The sequence below is a fragment of the Curtobacterium sp. ME12 genome, from assembly GCF_903970855.1.
Taxonomy (GTDB): Bacteria; Actinomycetota; Actinomycetes; order Actinomycetales; family Microbacteriaceae; genus Curtobacterium; species Curtobacterium poinsettiae_A.
This window is the reverse complement of sequence record NZ_CAJCKD010000013.1, coordinates 36,757-51,692: the sequence shown is the minus strand read 5'-3', so window position 1 is coordinate 51,692 and position 14,936 is coordinate 36,757. Positions and strand designations below refer to the sequence as shown.

Below are 14,936 nucleotides of genomic sequence, written 5' to 3'. Positions count from 1 at the left end.
TCGATCACGACCGTCGGTCGTGGTCCCTGGTGTCCTGGCACGCGACCGCCTGCTCGTGAGAGCAGGACCGGTGGTCGGGTACCGAGCCCCTGAGGGCTTGGTGGACACGCGAAGTCAGCGCGCGTCAGCACGCTGCTGGATAGATGCTAACAGAACGGAGGCCCGGATCACGCGCGCCTCGCGGCTGACGTGGTCCGGGCCTCCTGACCGGTGATCCGTGCGGAACGGACGCGGTGCGACCGGCCGATCAGGCCTTGGCGTCCACCGTGTCGCCGTCGGCGGAGATGCCCATCTCCTCGAGCGAGCGGCCCTTGGTCTCCGGGATCTTGGCGATGACGAAGAACAGCGACAGCAGCGCGAACAGCGCGTAGATGCCGTAGGTGACCGTCAGGTTGAAGCCCGAGAGCACCGGGAACGAGATCGTCACGATGAAGTTCGCGATCCAGTTGGCGGCCGAGCCGACGCCCAGCGCCGTGGCGCGGATGCGGTTCGGGAACATCTCGCCGAGCAGGACCCACATGAGCGGACCCCACGTCGCGCCGAAGGACACCACGAAGAGGTTCGCGAAGACCAGCGCGATGACGCCCCACGAGCCGGGGAGGCTCGGGCTTCCGTCGACGATCGTCGCCTGCGAGAACGCGATGGCGACCATGGTGAGCGAGACGAACATGCCCGCGGAACCGGCGACGAGCAGCGGCTTGCGGCCGACCTTGTCGACCAGGAAGATCGCCACGAAGGTGACGGCGACGTTGACCACCGAGGTGATCGTGGAGATGAGGAACGAGTCCTCCTCCTTGAAGCCGACGGCCTGCCAGAGCGTCGTCGAGTAGTAGAAGATCACGTTGATGCCGACGAACTGCTGCAGCACGGCCAGGATGATGCCCACCCAGACGATCGGCTGGAGCCCGAAGCGGTTGCCCCGGATGGACCCCTTCTTCTCGTTGGCTTCCTTCTTGATGCCGTCCTGGATCTCCTCGAGGCTCGTGTTCACCGTGTCGCGCGGGACGATCTTGCCCATCACGACGCGCGCATCGTCAGCACGGCCCTTGGTGAGCAGGTAGCGCGGGGACTCCGGCAGCGTGATCGCCAGGACGCCGTAGACGACCGAGGGGATCACCCCGACCAGGAACATCCAGCGCCAGGCGGCCAGACCCCAGACCTCGGCCGAGGCGCTGCCCGCGGTGACGGCGAAGAGCTGGTCGGACAGGAGCGCGGCGAAGATACCGAGCGTGATCGCCAGCTGCTGGAACGAGGCCAGCCGCCCGCGGATCGCCTTCGGGGACACCTCGGAGATGTACGCCGGTGCGATGACCGAAGCGGTACCGATGCCGAGACCGCCGACGAGACGCCAGATCACGAGGTCCCACGTCGCGAACGCGAACGCCGAACCGATCGACGAGACGAAGAACAGCACGGCGGCCCAGAACATGATCCGGGTGCGGCCGTAGCGGTCGGCGAGGCGGCCGGCGAAGTAGGCGCCGAACGCGCAGCCGATCAGGGCCGATGCGACCGCGAAACCGCTGGCCGCGTCGGAGAGGTCGAACTCGCCCTTGATCGCGTCGACGGCGCCGTTGATGACGGACGAGTCGAAGCCGAACAGGAAGCCACCGACCGCCGCCGCGATGGCGAACAGGGTGACCTTCCCCTTGAACGCACGGTCTTCGCCGTGCCCGGTGGTCGTGGTGGACACGATGCTCCTGGGTTCTGCCGCCGTGCAGTTGTGCAGCACGGTGCCCCGGCGGTCGGCTGGTTCGCCGTCCGAGCGGCGTTGCGTGTTCCGGAGCGGCCCCGACTGTACTCCTCGCTCGGGATCTGGTCATAACCGGGACGCGATCGGGACGGCGTGCGGTCGGTGCTGTCGCATCCGTCGCCGTCTTCTCCCTCCCCAGGCCTGGAGGCGCGACTCCCCCTCCACGGATCGCCCCCGCCCGCATCGGGGCCGGGTTCCGCCGCCCAGGCTGGGGAGATGCGATCGAGCGCACGTCCCGTCCTGCTGTCCGTGGTGTGCGCGGCGGTGCTGAGCGGGACGGTGCTGAGCGGGACCGTGGTGTTCGTTGCTGCGTCGTCGACCGGAGCCGGGTCGTCCGCGAACGCTGCGACCGATCGGGGCCGGGTCGAGGCTCGCTGGGTCTGGCCCACCGGATCGCGGGTGGTCGAGCGCGCGTGGGAGGCACCGTCCTCGGACTACGGCGCCGGCCACCGGGGCCTCGACGTCCCCGGCGCCCTCGGCAGCACTGCCTCGGCGGTGGACGACGGCACCGTGGCGTTCGCCGGCGCGGTCGGCGGCCGCACCGTCGTGACGATCGACCACGGCGACGGGCTGGTCAGCACGCTCGACTCGGTGACGCCCCTGGTGGCCGCCGGTGACGAGGTCGTGCGGGGCGCGCCGGTCGGCCGCGTCTCGGTCGGGCACTGTCCGGCGTCGGCGCCGTGCCTGCATCTGGGTGCTCGCGTGGACGGTCACTACGTCGATCCGATGGCGTACCTTCCACCAGCCGAGTGGCCGGTGCTGTTGCCCGAGTCGGCCTGGCCCGGGTGAGCGGAGCCGACCGGGACGTACATCGGCGCACCGTCAGGCGCGCGGGTGTGCCGTCCGGTAGACCTCGCGCAGCCGGGCCGACGACACGTGCGTGTAGATCTGCGTCGTGCCGAGGCTGGCGTGTCCGAGGAGTTCCTGCACCGCGCGCAGGTCCGCTCCCCCGTCGAGCAGGTGCGTCGCCGCGGTGTGCCGGAAGGTGTGCGGCCCGCTCGGCCCCTCGCCCGGCAGGTCACCGAGCAACCGCGCCACCACGCGGTAGGCGCTGCGGACGCCGAGTCGCGTGCCACGGTCGCCGAGGAACAGCGCCGTGCCTGCCGGTCCCTCGGCCCGTGCGGCGAGGGCGGGCCGTCCGCGCTCGAGCCACGCCTCGAGTGCGTCCCGCGCCGGCACCCCGAACGGGACCACGCGTTCCTTGCCGCCCTTGCCGAGCACCCGCACGGTCAGGCGTCCCCGATCGACGTCGGTCACGTCGATGCCGACGAGCTCGCTGACTCGGATGGCCGCCGCGTACAGGAGCTCGACCAGGGCCAGGTCCCGCAGCGCCGTCGGGTCGTCCGTCGCCGCTCGGGCACCGAGCCCGTCGAGCAGGGCGCGCACCTGGTCGGCCGACACCACGCGGGGAAGGTGTGCCCCACCCTTCGGGGCCCGGAGCCGGACCCCGGCGTCCGTCGCGGTCGCCCCGGTCTCGCTCGCCCAACGCGTGAACGCCCGCACGGACGAGGACCGCCGAGCGATGGTCGACCGGGCGAGCCCCCGGTGGTCGGCATCCCACAGCCAGTCACGCAGGAGCTCGAGCTCGACGTCGGCGACGCGGTCGACCCCTCGGGCGTCCGCGAACGCCACGAGCTGCTCGAGATCGTTGGCGTACGCGCGGAGGGTCTGCTCGCTGAGGCCCCGCGCGTGCCGGGCGTGCCCGAGGAAGGCGTCCACCGCCACCACGAGTCGACCGTCCGTCCGCGCAACCACGACGTCAGCGTACGGCTGCCGACCGTCATGCCCGACCCCACCCGCCGCCGCTCGCGACGACGAGTCCCTGCAGCTGCGCCAGCGCGAGCGCGTCGGCGACGTCGGACGTCGACATCCCGGCCCGGCGGGCGATCTCCGCCTCGGGCAGGGCGCGGCGACCGAGCGCGTCGAGTACCCGGAGCACATCGGGGTCCTGCCGACTGGACAGGAGCGGTTCGTCCGGCACCGCTCCCCCGCTCATCCCGGTCGCCGGTCTCGCCGCCGCGACCGGATCGCCGGGGCGCACGACGATCTGCGCGCGCCCCTGTGCGATGAGTCGATGGCACCCGACCGATGCCGAGGACGCGAACGCACCCGGGACCGCGAACACCGGGCGACCGAGCTGCGCGGCGTGGTGGGCCGTGTTGAGCGCGCCGGACCGGGCGCCGGCCTCGACCACGACCGTGACGTCGGCGAGCGCGGCGATCAGCCGGTTCCGGGCGAGGAAACGCCACCGCGTCGGTCGCGTCCCCGGCGCGGACTCGGCGAGCAACGCCCCCTGCCGCGCCACGTTCTGGAGCAGCTGTGCGTTCCCCGCCGGGTAGAGCTGGTCGATGCCACCGGCCAGGACGGCGACCGTGGGCGTCCCGGCGGCGACGGCGACACGGTGCGCCACCGCGTCGATGCCGTAGGCACCCCCGCTCACGATGCGGACTCCCGCGTCCGCCGCCGTCGAGGTGATCTCCGCCGCGGCCTCAGCACCCGCCACCGTGTTCGCCCGGGACCCCACGACACCCAACGCCGACATCCCGTCGCCGAGGCGTGCACCCGAGCTGCGCGTCCAGAGGACCACCGGCGCGTGCGGCCCGAGGTCGTCCATCGCCGACGGCCACCCGTCGCTCTCGGGGACAAGGAGCCCGGCACCGACAGCACCGGCGGCCGCGAGCACGTCGCCCACCTCGACAGCGGCCAATCGGGGCCGCCAGCGTTCCACCGCGGTCTGCAGCACACCGAGCAGCACCGCGGGGTCCTCGGCACCCGGCACCTCGGCGTCGACGCAACATCCCAGCAGCGAATCGAAGTCCCCGTCCGCCGCGAGCAGCACCGCACCGAGCGCGCGCTCGGGTCCGAGGCCGGTGAGGAGCTCTCCGGCGACGGAGTCCCCCGGTTCGACGATGGCCGACCAGGCGACGCGGGCCGCGGCCTGCACCGGGTCCACCGCGGCGCCGCGGGGCCCGAGCAGGCGCGCCACGGTGTCGAGGAGCTCCGTGCCCGCCGGCATCACAGCGCGCTCCGCAGGGCAAGGGCACCGCGGACGTGCGCACCCGTGGGCCGCTCCACCGCGTCGAGGTCGGCCAGCGTCCACGCCAGTCGCATCACGCGGTCCCAGCCGCGCATCGTCAGGGTGCCGAGGTCGAGTGCGCGGTCGAGGTCTGCCGTCGACCCGGGTTCGATGCGCCCCTCGGCCCGGAGCCACGTCCCGGTGACCTCGGCGTTGCGCGTCCATCCCGTCCCCTGCAGTCGCTCCGCCATCCGGGCGCGGGCTGCCGCGACCGCGGCACGCGCGACCGCCGTGGTCGGGGTGTTGCCGTCCGCGTCCCGCATCCGGCCCGTCGTCACCCGGGGCACCAGTACCCGGATGTCCATCCGGTCCAGCAGCGGCCCCGACATCCGGCCGAGGTACCGGCGGACGGTGCTCGGGGAGCACTCGCACGGTTGCCCGTGTGCACCACCGGCGTTGCCGCACGGGCAGGGGTTCGCCGCCAGGACGACCTGGCATCGTGCGGGGAACTCGGCCGCTCCCGCCGCACGGTGGATCGTGATCCGCCCGGACTCGAGCGGTTGCCGGAGCGCGTCGAGCACGGCCCGTGGGAACTCCGGTGCCTCGTCGAGGAACAGGATGCCCCCGGTGGCGCGCGACACGGCTCCGGGGCGCAGGACCCCGGATCCGCCGCCGATGAGCGACACCGCCGACGCGGAGTGGTGCGGGGCTTCCCACGGTGGCTTCGTGCTCCACGACGCGGGGCCCAGCCCGGCGACGGACCGGACCGCGGCCACCTCGAGCGCGGTCTCGTCGTCGAGGTCGGGCAGCAACCCGGGCAGCCGTTCGGCGAGCATGGTCTTGCCGGCGCCCGGCGGCCCGAGCAGGAGTGCGTGGTGTCCACCGGCCGCCGCCGCGATGAGCGCTCGGACGCCGACCGGGTTCCCCACGACGTCCGACAGCTCGGCCACGGGACGCGGCACAGCCGTGACCGGAACCGACAGCACCGGATCGACCTCGACCGTCGGCAGGAGCGCCCCGGCGTCGATCGCCGCCGCACGCAACGAGTCCACACCACGGATCCGGACCCCGCTGACCACACGGGCCTCGGTCAGGTTGCCGACGGGCAGGACGACGCGGTCCACACCGGCGTCGCGCGCGGCGATCAGCATCGGGATCACGCCGGGGACCGGACGCACCCGCCCGTCGAGGCCGAGCTCGCCGATGTAGACGATGCGCTCCGAGACGTCCGGCGCGAGACCGGCACCGGCGAGCACGGCCATCGCGATGGCGAGGTCGAACCCCGAACCGCGTTTCGGGATCGCCGCCGGGGTCAGGTTCACGGTGATCCGGCGGGCGGGCAGCGGACACCCCGCGTTCGCCGCCGCGGATCGCACGCGTTCCCGTGCCTCACCCAGCGAGGTGTCGGGCAGACCGATGATGCTGAACGTCGGGAGCTGACTGGTCAGGTGCGCTTCGACCTCGATGCGCCGACCGGTGACACCGAGGAGCGCGACCGCAGCAGCGCGCCCGATGCCGGTCACAGCACACCTGCCAGGTGCTCGACGACGGTGCGGGGACCGTCGACGTGGACCGCGACGACGTCCACCCGGACGGCGCGCGCCGAGGTCTCGGGGTGCGCGTCGAGCCACTCGGGCACGAGTCGCCGCATCCGGGTGAGCTTGGTCGCCGTGATCGCCTCGAACGGGTGACCGGTCGCGGCGCCGGAACGGGTCTTCACCTCGATGAAGGCGAGCGTGCAGGAATCCCACGCGACGATGTCGATCTCACCACGGGCACATCGCCAGTTCCGCTCGAGCACACGGAATCCCCGTGCTTCGAGCCAGGCCACCGCTCGTTCTTCACCGAATCGTCCGAGTCGGCCGTTCCGGAGCGACCGCCCCGGTGCGCGTTGCACGTCGTGTTCCATGTCGTTGCCTCCACGACAACGATCTCCGGAACGAACACCCCGATCGGCGGATGCGGAGAGTCTGTGGAATCAGTGCGGGCCAATTGCTCCTGTGGAGGAAAGAAGAAGGACCCGGGCGATCGAGATCACCCGGGTCCTGCTGCAACGAGCGTCAGTGCGCTGCTGCGTAAGCTTCCTGCACCTGCGTCGAGATGCGGCCGCGGGACGAGACTTCGTACCCGTTCTCCTTGGCCCACTCGCGGATCTTGCCGAGTTCTTCCGAGTTGCCGCGCTTGGGGGCGGACTTCGGGGCGGAACCGCCGCCGGTGCGACGACCGGAGACCTTGCGCGCTGCGGCGATGTAGTCGGAGATCGCCTCGCGGAACTTGTCGACGTTGTCGTTCGACAGGTCGATCTCGTACGACGAGCCGTCGAACGCGAATTCGACCGTCCGGCCTTCACCGGTGGTGATGGGGGAATCGTCGAGGTCGTCGACGAGCTGGACGGTGACCTTCTGTGCCATGGGGTGCTCCTGTTCGTGGGGCGGTTATTTCCCCATCAGAATAGCGCCAACAATTCTCCGCCGTTCCGGATCAGCGGCGATTCATCGAGAAAGAAGCAGGAGAAAGGAAATTGACGATCACTCGTCGAGTGCGAGTTCCTTCGGCAGTTCGAGTTCCCGCGTCGTGAGTTCCTCGACGTTCACGTCCTTGAACGTGAGTACCCGGACACCCTTGACGAACCGGTCGGAACGGTAGACGTCCCAGACCCAGACGTCGTTCATCGTCAGTTCGAAGTAGAAGTCGTGCTCCGTGTCACGGCGCACGAGTTCGACCTCGTTCGCCAGGTAGAAACGGCGCTCCGTCTCGACCACGTAACGGAACTGCGACACCACGTCGCGGTACTCGCGGTACAGGGCCAGCTCGACCTCGCGGTCGTAGTCGTCGAATTCGTCCTCATCCATTGCGCCCACAGTCTACGGCGACGGAGACCCGTGCGGACGACCGGCTCAACCGGCGACGGCGTCGAGTTCGTCGAACCCGTCCAGTGCGACGCTCGAGGCCTGGTGCAACCACGACTTGCGGTGCAGCGCGTGCGCCCCGATCGCCCGGATCGCGTCGTAGTGCGCCGTCGACCCGTAGCCCTTGTTCGACACCCACCCGTAGTGCGGAGCCTCGTCGTGCGCGGAGATCATGAGCGCGTCACGAGCGACCTTGGCCACCACGGACGCCGCAGCCACCGAGGCACAGTCGCGGTCGGCCTTGATCCGGACGACGACCTCGAGCGGATCTGCGGCCGGACGGAGCGACGCGGGCAGAGCGCGGCTCAGCCAGTCGAACGAGCCGTCGAGCACCACCACCGCACCGTCGAGGGACACCCCGTCGGCGACCAGGGAGCCGAGCGCCTGCGCACCGGCAGCACCGAGGGCGGGGACGATGCCCTGCTGGTCGACGAAGTCCGCCGAGGCCATGCCGACCGCCGTGCGTGCCCATCGCTGCACGACGGGCACGAGGTCGGTGCGGCGCGCTTCGGAGAGCAGCTTCGAGTCCGCGAGCCCCTGGGGCACTCGGCCGATGTCGAGCGTCACCGCGGCCACCCCGACGCCGACCGGACCGGCGATGGCGCCACGGCCGACCTCGTCCATGCCGATGACCGTCACGCGGCCCTCGGCGAGCAGACGCTTCTCGACCCGGAGCGACGGACGGACGGCGGTCACTCGTCGCGCTCCTCCACGCCGGCGAACACCTCGGGATGGTCGTCGAGCCACGTCCAGCGGCTCGCCGGCCACGAGATGACGAACGCGCGGCCCGTGACGTCGGACATCGGGACGAAGCCCTTCGACGGTGTGTCCCCGTTGTACCGGGAGTCCTTCGAGTCGTTCCGGTTGTCGCCCATCACCCAGATGGTGCCCTTCGGCACGGTGACCGAGAAGTCGGTCGCCGAGGCCGGAGCGCCGGCAGGCAGTTTCAGGTACGGCTCCTTGATCGGCACACCGTTCACCGACATCTGCCCGAGGTCGTTGCAGCAGGACACCTTGTCACCGGGCAGACCGATGACGCGCTTGATCAGGTGGTCGTCGCTGTCACCGGTGCCGAGACCGACCTGGGTCAGTGCCCAGTCGATGGCCTTCGCGGGCTGGGTGTCCGGCGTGACGCTCGGCACCTCGGACCCGGTGAGCCAACCGCCCGGGTCCTTGAACACGACGACGTCTCCCCGCTTCAGCGCCACGGCGCCGGGGACGAGCTCGTTGACGATCACCCTGTCGTTGATCTGGAGCGTGTTCTCCATCGACGCCGACGGGATGTAGAACGACCGGATCAGGAACGTCTTGACCAGGAACGACACGAGCAGTGCGGCGATGAAGATGATGACGAGGTCACGAAGGAATGTGAGGACTCCGTTCCGTTGCTTCTCGGCACGTGGCCTGCGCCCGGGATCCTCTGTCGTGTCCGTCATTTCCGCTCTCGTTCGAACCACTGTCTCCCCGCAATGGGAAGAGCCCCCCGTCGATGCACAACCGTACATGGACGAGGGGCTCGCAGCGGCGTCCGGCTCGCGGACGTTCACTGTGAAGGCGATCAGGCGTCGCGCTTCTCCTTGATCTTGCGGCGGGCCGCCTTGCCGCGGAGCTCGCGCAGGTAGTAGAGCTTCGCACGACGGACGTCACCCTTGGTGACGATCTCGATGTGGTCGATGATCGGCGAGTGCACCGGGAACCAGCGCTCGACGCCGACCTGGAAGCTCACCTTGCGGACCTTGAAGGTCTCGCCGATGCCGTGGCCCTGACGGCCGATGACGACTCCCTGGAAGACCTGGATACGCGAGCGCGTGCCTTCGATGATGTTGACGTGCACCTTGATGGTGTCGCCGGGACGGAAGTCCGGGACGTCGGTACGCAGCGATGCTGCGTCGACGTTGTCGAGGAGCTGGCTCATGGTGGGTTTCACTCTCTGCGGACGCGCACGGGTCGCCGCGGATCGAAGGTTCGGAAAGTGGTGGTGCGTGCCCGGTGTCGGCGACTCCCCCGTGGCAGAGTCCAGCCAGGGCACAGCGATCCATACTGCCACAGAGAGCGCGGGAGACAAAACGACGAGGATGGTCCCATGATCGAACTCCGCACCCCCGCCGAGCTGGACGGACTGCGCGTCGCCGGCCGGTTCGTGGCCGACGTCCTCGACGAGCTGCTCGAGACCGTCGACGTCGGCGTCAACCTCCTCGACCTCGACCGCGTCGCGGCCCGGATGATCGCCGAACGCGGGGCGGAGAGCTGCTACGTCGACTACCACCCGTCGTTCGGCAGGTCGCCGTTCGGCAAGAACCTCTGCACCTCGGTCAACGACGCCGCCCTGCACGGCCTGCCACACGACCACACCCTGCAGGACGGCGACCTCGTGAGCCTGGACTTCGCCGCGAGCGTCGACGGCTGGGTCGCGGACTCCGCGGTCAGCGTCCAGGTCGGGACGCCGCGCGACGAGGACCAGGCGCTGATCGCCACGGTCGAACGGGCACTGGCCGCCGGCATCGCCCAGGCGACTCCCGGCAACAAGCTCGGCGACGTCTCGCACGCCATCGGTCGCGTCGCACACGAGGCCGGCCACGAGGTGAACCTGCAGTTCGGCGGACACGGCGTCGGTCGCACCATGCACGGGGACCCGCACGTGCCGAACGACGGCCGTCCGGGTCGTGGCCTGAAGCTCCGGCCGGGACTGGTCGTCGCGATCGAGCCGTGGCTCATGCAGACCACCGACGAGCTCTACCAGGACGACGACGGCTGGACGCTGCGCAGCGTCGACGGCTCGCGTGCCGCGCACGTCGAGCACACGGTCGCGGTCACCGCGGCCGGCCCCGAGGTCCTGACCCTGCGTCGCGCCCAGCGCGCCGACCCGACCGCGTGACGGACTGGAGGCACGGTGCGGGCCCGCTCCGCGCCTCCGGTCCGTCACGCTTCGTCCCCATCCCACGGACGCGACAGATCTCGCTGCCCGCGGACCGTCACAACAGCGAAAGCGACAGATCTCCGCGGATGTTCCGCGGAGATCTGTCGCTTTCGCGAGACCGGCGAGGCTACTCGTCGGGCAGCAGGTCCGGACGGACGCGCCGCGTCCGCTCCAGCTGCTGCTCGTGCCGCCAGGCACCGACACGGGCGTGGTGCCCGCTGAGCAGGACGTCGGGGACGTCGAGGCCGCGCCAGGACGCGGGCTTGGTGTACGAGGGGTACTCGAGCAGGCCGTCCTCGTGGGACTCCTCGACCAGCGACTCGGGGTTGCCGACGACGCCGGGGACGAGTCGTCCGACGGCCTCGATCATGGCCATCGCGGCGACCTCGCCGCCGTTCAGCACGTAGTCGCCGAGCGAGAGCTCGACGACGGTGGCCCGCGACGACGCCCATTCGAAGACGCGGGCGTCGATTCCCTCGTACCGCCCGCAGGCGAACACGAGGTGCTCCGACGTCGACGCGAGCGACCGCGCGATCGACTGCGTGAAGGGCGTGCCGGCCGGCGTCGGGACCACCAGGGTGGACGAGCCGTCGGGGCGGAAGAGCGCTTCGAGCGCCTGCGCCCACGGCTCCGGCTTCATCACCATGCCGGCGCCCCCGCCGTACGGGGTGTCGTCGACGGTGCGGTGCCGGTCGGTGGTCCAGGACCGTAGGTCGTGCACGTGCAGATCGAGCAGACCGCCGGAGCGGGCCTTGCCCAGCAGGGACACGTCGAGCACGGAGAAGAACTCCGGGAAGATCGTGACGATGTCGATCCGCACGGGGACTAGTCCGTGACCGTCTCGGGGCGCGAGGTGTCCTCGGGGTCCTCGAACAGCCCCTGCGGCGGCGTGACCGTGACGGTGCCGGCCGCGATGTCGACCGCCGGCACGATGGCCGAGACGAACGGCACGAGGACCTCGCCGCGGGACGGCGTGTCGATCGCGAGGAGGTCCTGGGCGGGCATGTGGTCCACGCGGGCGACCGTACCGACCTCGACGCCGTCACGCAGGACCTTGAGCCCGACGAGCTGGTGGTCGTACCAGGCGTCGTCCTCACCGGTCTCGGCGTCGGCGTCCTGCTCGACCCAGAGGATGATGCGCGCCAGGGACTCGGCCGCGGTCCGGTCGTCGATCCCGGCGAAGAACGCGACGGGGTGCCCGTTGTACCAGCGGAGTTCGTCCAGCTCGAGGGTCTTGCCCGACCACGGTGAGTCGTCGGGGACCTGCAGCGTGAAGGTGGCGCCCGGGGTGAACCGACGATCCGGGTCGTCGGTGTAGAGCTCGAGCTTGATGCCGCCCTTGAGCCCGTGCGCCTTCGTGATTCGACCCACCCGGAGCTGGGTCGTCTCCCTAGGAATCGGTGTCCACCACGTCGACCCGCACGCGCTTGCCGTCGGCCAGGGCCGTGACGAGGGTGCGGAGCGCCTTGGCGGTGCGCCCGGCGCGACCGATCACGCGGCCGAGGTCCTCGGGGTGCACGCGCACCTCGAGGACCTCGCCGCGTGGGGAGGTGGAACTGGCGACGCGCACGTCGTCAGGGTGATCGACGATCCCCTTGACGAGGTGCGTCAGCGCGGATTCGAGCAAGGACTACGCCTCGGTCGTCTCGTCGGCGGTCTCGGCGTCGTCGGCCTTGGCGGCGGGCGCCGTCTTCTCCGACTTCGGCTTGAGGACGGCCTTCTTCGAGGAGTCGACCTGGAAGGCCGGCTTCGGCTCGGCGACCTTGACCTTGGACTCGGTGTCCTTCTCGCCCTTGAACTTGGCCCAGTCGCCGGTCAGCTTGAGGAGGGCCGCGACCTGCTCGGTCGGCTGCGCGCCGACGCCGAGCCAGTAGAGCGCACGCTCGGACTCGATCTTGATGACCGAGGGCTCCTCGGTCGGGTGGTACTGACCGATCTCCTCGAGGACACGACCATCGCGCTTGGTGCGCGAGTCGGCGACGACGATGCGGTAGTAGGGCGCACGGATCTTACCGAGACGCTTCAGACGGATCTTGACAGCCACAATTGCTCCTGTTTGCTTTCGTTGTGGTTGAACTGGAACCGCGGGCGTGGGGGCACACACGGCGAAAGCTCGAGAGAGATCGCTCACAGCTGGATAGAGGGTCGAGCTGCGGCGATTCGACCGTTCATTCTTGCAGATTCCCGGCCGTGATGCGAGCCGACTCGCTACGGCGCGAGGCGCCGCACCGCTTCGAGGGCCTCGGACGTCGCCCGGACCGCGTCCACGCTCCGTGCGTCACGCGCGCCGCCGACGACGGCGTACGGCACGCCGGCGGCCTGGAGGCCCGTGGCGAGTCCGTCGGGCGCGTCGCCCTCGGCGTCGCTCGCGCGCTCCTGCCCGGCGCAGACCACGACGCTGTCCGCCGGGACGCCGACCTCGTCCCCGTGCTCGTCGCGGATCCAGAGCACCCCGGGTTCGATGCGCAGGTACTCCTGCACGCCGCCGACCATCCGCACCCCGGCGTCCCGCAGCCGGCCGATCGCGACCCAGCGCGAGGTGATGCCGATCCCCTGGCCGAACTTGCCCGAACGCCGGAGCACCGTCACCTGCGACCCCGGCCGGGTGGTGCGCTGCGCCGCGGGGAGCCGCTGCGGCACGTCGCCGACGAGCTCCTCGGACACGTCGAGGTCCCAGCGGGCCGCGAACTCCGCGGCCCGGACGACCTCGTCGGGCGACTCGGTCAGGAACGCCGCGGTGTCCACGCCGATGCCACCGCCGCCGATGATCGCGACGGTGCCCTCGGGGACCCCCTGGCGGAGTGCCTGCTCGTAGGACAGCACGTGCGGCAGGTCGCTGCCGGGGACGTCGATGCTCCGCGGGACCACCCCGGCCGCGAGCACGACGGCGTCGCTGTCGACGAGGTCCGCAGCCGTGGCCGGGCGTCCGAGGTGGATCGTGGCGCCCCGCTCCGTGAGCTCGGCACGGGCGGACCGCACCGTGGCGGCGTAGTCCTCCTTGCCCGGGACGAGTGCGGCGAGGCCGAACTGGCCGCCGAGGCGGTCGGAGGCCTCCCAGACGGTGACGTCGTGGCCGCGTCGGGCGGCGTCCACCGCGGCGGCGAGCCCGGCCGGTCCGCCACCGACGACGTCGACGCGCTTCGGGTCCGCGGTCGGCCGCGCGGGGAAGACCACCTCGCGGGCGGCACGGGGGTTCACGAGGCACGACACCGGTGCGCCGATGATCGAGCGGTCGAGGCACGCCTGGTTGCAGCCGATGCAGGTGTTCACGAGGGCGAACCCGCCCGCGAGCGAGCGCGACACGATCGCGGGGTCGGCGAGGAACGGCCGGGCGAGGGCGACGGCGTCGATCAGACCGTCGCTGAGGACGGCCTCGCCGTCGCGCAGGTCCGTCATCCGGTTCGAGGCGATCACGCGGACGTCCGGGTGCGCGGACGAGCGCACCACCGCGGCGACCCGTGCCGCGTACGCCAGCCACGCCCCGTGCGGCACCGAGGCCTGCACGGTCGGGGTGCGGGACTCGTGCCAGCCGATGCCGACCGAGATGCCGTCGAGTCCGAGCGGCAGCAGGTCGTGCACGAGCGCGTCGACCTCGTCGTCGGTCGACGAGCCGGGCATCAGGTCGGCACCGGACAGCCGGATCGTCACGGCGAGCTCGGGCACCGCGGCGCGGACGGCCCGGACGACCTCGATCGCGAAGCGCCGACGCCGTTCCGCATCGCCGCCCCACTCGTCGTCGCGCAGGTTCGTCAGCGGCGACTGGAACTGGTTGATCAGGTACCCCTCGGACGCCATGATCTCGACGCCGTCGAACCCGATCGCGCGAGCGGTGCGGGCCGCGGCGGCGAAGTCCTCGATGGTCCGCTCGACCTCGGCCGACGTCAGCTCTGTCGGCACCACCCCGCGGGCGGCCGCCCACGGCAGGGCCGAGGGCGCCACGACGCGCTGCGGGTCACCGTGCCGGTCGACCATGCCCGACGCGAGCGCGTACCGCCCGGCGTGGAACAGCTGCGCGAGGATCGTCCCGCCCTCGTCGTGCACGGCGTCGACCGCCACCCGGAACCGCTCGTCGGCTCCCCCGACGTCGAACACCGCGAAGTCCGGACCGCCGCGGGCCTCGTCGTTCACCGCGATGCCGCCGGTGATGATGCACGCCACCCCGCCGGCCGCCCGTTCGCGGTAGAAGGCGGCCATGCCGGCTCCGCCGTCGTCGTGCACCTCGAGCCCGGTGTGCATCGACCCCATCACCACCCGGTTCGCCAGGTGCAGGGGGCCGAGGGTCCAGGGTGACGCGACGGTCCGGAGTGACTCCGGCACGACGGGGGCGGAAGCGACGCTGCTCAT

At 71.1% G+C, this 14,936-nt stretch carries 17 protein-coding genes; 2 read left to right on the top strand and 15 right to left on the bottom strand.

Annotated features, from left to right (window positions below; genetic code table 11):
* Positions 1–247 precede the first annotated feature (247 nt).
* On the bottom strand, positions 248–1,690 hold the full coding sequence (locus H7A73_RS08585) for a sugar porter family MFS transporter (RefSeq protein WP_259362783.1): 1,443 nt from the start codon (positions 1,688–1,690) through the stop codon (positions 248–250).
* Between the two features lie 276 nt (positions 1,691–1,966).
* Here H7A73_RS08585 and H7A73_RS08580 point away from each other — a divergent pair, with 276 nt between their 5' ends.
* On the top strand, positions 1,967–2,539 hold the full coding sequence (locus H7A73_RS08580; protein WP_182065611.1) for a murein hydrolase activator EnvC family protein: 573 nt from the start codon (positions 1,967–1,969) through the stop codon (positions 2,537–2,539).
* Between the two features lie 33 nt (positions 2,540–2,572).
* Here H7A73_RS08580 and H7A73_RS08575 read toward each other — a convergent pair whose 3' ends face one another.
* From H7A73_RS08575 to rplS, 9 genes are all read right to left on the bottom strand, one after another.
* Positions 2,573–3,505 carry a tyrosine recombinase XerC gene (locus H7A73_RS08575; RefSeq protein WP_259362782.1) on the bottom strand — a complete coding sequence of 311 codons (933 nt, stop codon included), beginning with the start codon at positions 3,503–3,505 and terminating at the stop codon, positions 2,573–2,575.
* 25 nt (positions 3,506–3,530) lie between these two features.
* Positions 3,531–4,766: a DNA-processing protein DprA gene (dprA, locus tag H7A73_RS08570; protein WP_182065610.1), complete on the bottom strand. Its 1,236-nt coding sequence runs from the start codon at positions 4,764–4,766 to the stop codon at positions 3,531–3,533.
* Positions 4,766–6,289 (bottom strand): YifB family Mg chelatase-like AAA ATPase, encoded by a 1,524-nt coding sequence (locus H7A73_RS08565; RefSeq protein WP_182065609.1) that lies wholly within the window; start codon positions 6,287–6,289, stop codon positions 4,766–4,768. Before H7A73_RS08565 ends, dprA begins: the two co-directional genes overlap by 1 nt.
* Positions 6,286–6,663 (bottom strand): YraN family protein, encoded by a 378-nt coding sequence (locus H7A73_RS08560; RefSeq protein WP_259362781.1) that lies wholly within the window; start codon positions 6,661–6,663, stop codon positions 6,286–6,288. Before H7A73_RS08560 ends, H7A73_RS08565 begins: the two co-directional genes overlap by 4 nt.
* 163 nt (positions 6,664–6,826) lie before the next feature.
* The gene (locus tag H7A73_RS08555; protein WP_017888250.1) at positions 6,827–7,177 is read right to left on the bottom strand and encodes a histone-like nucleoid-structuring protein Lsr2; all 351 of its coding nucleotides are present in this window, start codon (positions 7,175–7,177) and stop codon (positions 6,827–6,829) included.
* A 117-nt stretch (positions 7,178–7,294) separates the two neighbouring features.
* Positions 7,295–7,618 carry a DUF2469 family protein gene (locus H7A73_RS08550; RefSeq protein ID WP_017888251.1) on the bottom strand — a complete coding sequence of 108 codons (324 nt, stop codon included), beginning with the start codon at positions 7,616–7,618 and terminating at the stop codon, positions 7,295–7,297.
* Between the two features lie 45 nt (positions 7,619–7,663).
* Positions 7,664–8,371 carry a ribonuclease HII gene (locus H7A73_RS08545; RefSeq protein WP_182065607.1) on the bottom strand — a complete coding sequence of 236 codons (708 nt, stop codon included), beginning with the start codon at positions 8,369–8,371 and terminating at the stop codon, positions 7,664–7,666.
* Positions 8,368–9,111 (bottom strand): signal peptidase I, encoded by a 744-nt coding sequence (gene lepB, locus H7A73_RS08540; protein ID WP_182065606.1) that lies wholly within the window; start codon positions 9,109–9,111, stop codon positions 8,368–8,370. The genes H7A73_RS08545 and lepB overlap by 4 nt, the downstream gene beginning before the upstream one ends.
* A 122-nt stretch (positions 9,112–9,233) precedes the next feature.
* Positions 9,234–9,590, bottom strand: a complete 357-nt coding sequence (gene rplS / locus H7A73_RS08535) for a 50S ribosomal protein L19 (protein ID WP_017888254.1) — start codon at positions 9,588–9,590, stop codon at positions 9,234–9,236.
* Positions 9,591–9,758: 168 nt separating this feature from the next.
* On the opposite strand from rplS, the gene map reads away from it, so the two are divergent.
* Positions 9,759–10,550, top strand: a complete 792-nt coding sequence (gene map, locus H7A73_RS08530) for a type I methionyl aminopeptidase (protein ID WP_182065605.1) — start codon at positions 9,759–9,761, stop codon at positions 10,548–10,550.
* A 169-nt stretch (positions 10,551–10,719) separates the two neighbouring features.
* Here the strand turns inward: map and trmD are convergent, their stop codons facing one another.
* From trmD to H7A73_RS08505, 5 genes are all read right to left on the bottom strand, one after another.
* Positions 10,720–11,412, bottom strand: coding sequence for a tRNA (guanosine(37)-N1)-methyltransferase TrmD (gene trmD, locus H7A73_RS08525; protein WP_111023974.1), 693 nt, complete (start codon positions 11,410–11,412; stop codon positions 10,720–10,722).
* 5 nt (positions 11,413–11,417) lie between these two features.
* Positions 11,418–11,963, bottom strand: coding sequence for a ribosome maturation factor RimM (gene rimM, locus H7A73_RS08520; protein WP_171907871.1), 546 nt, complete (start codon positions 11,961–11,963; stop codon positions 11,418–11,420).
* 19 nt (positions 11,964–11,982) lie between these two features.
* Positions 11,983–12,219: an RNA-binding protein gene (locus tag H7A73_RS08515; RefSeq protein WP_017888258.1), complete on the bottom strand. Its 237-nt coding sequence runs from the start codon at positions 12,217–12,219 to the stop codon at positions 11,983–11,985.
* Between the two features lie 3 nt (positions 12,220–12,222).
* Complete coding sequence (gene rpsP, locus H7A73_RS08510; RefSeq protein WP_027465884.1) at positions 12,223–12,636, bottom strand: 30S ribosomal protein S16; 414 nt, start codon at positions 12,634–12,636, stop codon at positions 12,223–12,225.
* Between the two features lie 164 nt (positions 12,637–12,800).
* Positions 12,801–14,936, bottom strand: coding sequence for an FAD-dependent oxidoreductase (locus tag H7A73_RS08505; RefSeq protein ID WP_182065604.1), 2,136 nt, complete (start codon positions 14,934–14,936; stop codon positions 12,801–12,803).

Excerpts from the sequence above, each read along its gene's own strand:
- lepB (WP_182065606.1), bottom strand. The coding sequence starts at position 9,111 with ATGACGGACACGACAGAGGATCCCGGGCGCAGGCCACGTGCCGAGAAG.
- rplS (WP_017888254.1), bottom strand. The coding sequence starts at position 9,590 with ATGAGCCAGCTCCTCGACAACGTCGACGCAGCATCGCTGCGTACCGAC.
- H7A73_RS08550 (WP_017888251.1), bottom strand. The coding sequence starts at position 7,618 with ATGGATGAGGACGAATTCGACGACTACGACCGCGAGGTCGAGCTGGCC.
- map (WP_182065605.1), top strand. The coding sequence starts at position 9,759 with ATGATCGAACTCCGCACCCCCGCCGAGCTGGACGGACTGCGCGTCGCC.
- H7A73_RS08555 (WP_017888250.1), bottom strand. The coding sequence starts at position 7,177 with ATGGCACAGAAGGTCACCGTCCAGCTCGTCGACGACCTCGACGATTCC.
- H7A73_RS08580 (WP_182065611.1), top strand. The coding sequence starts at position 1,967 with ATGCGATCGAGCGCACGTCCCGTCCTGCTGTCCGTGGTGTGCGCGGCG.
- dprA (WP_182065610.1), bottom strand. The coding sequence starts at position 4,766 with ATGCCGGCGGGCACGGAGCTCCTCGACACCGTGGCGCGCCTGCTCGGG.
- H7A73_RS08505 (WP_182065604.1), bottom strand. The coding sequence starts at position 14,936 with ATGAGCAGCGTCGCTTCCGCCCCCGTCGTGCCGGAGTCACTCCGGACC.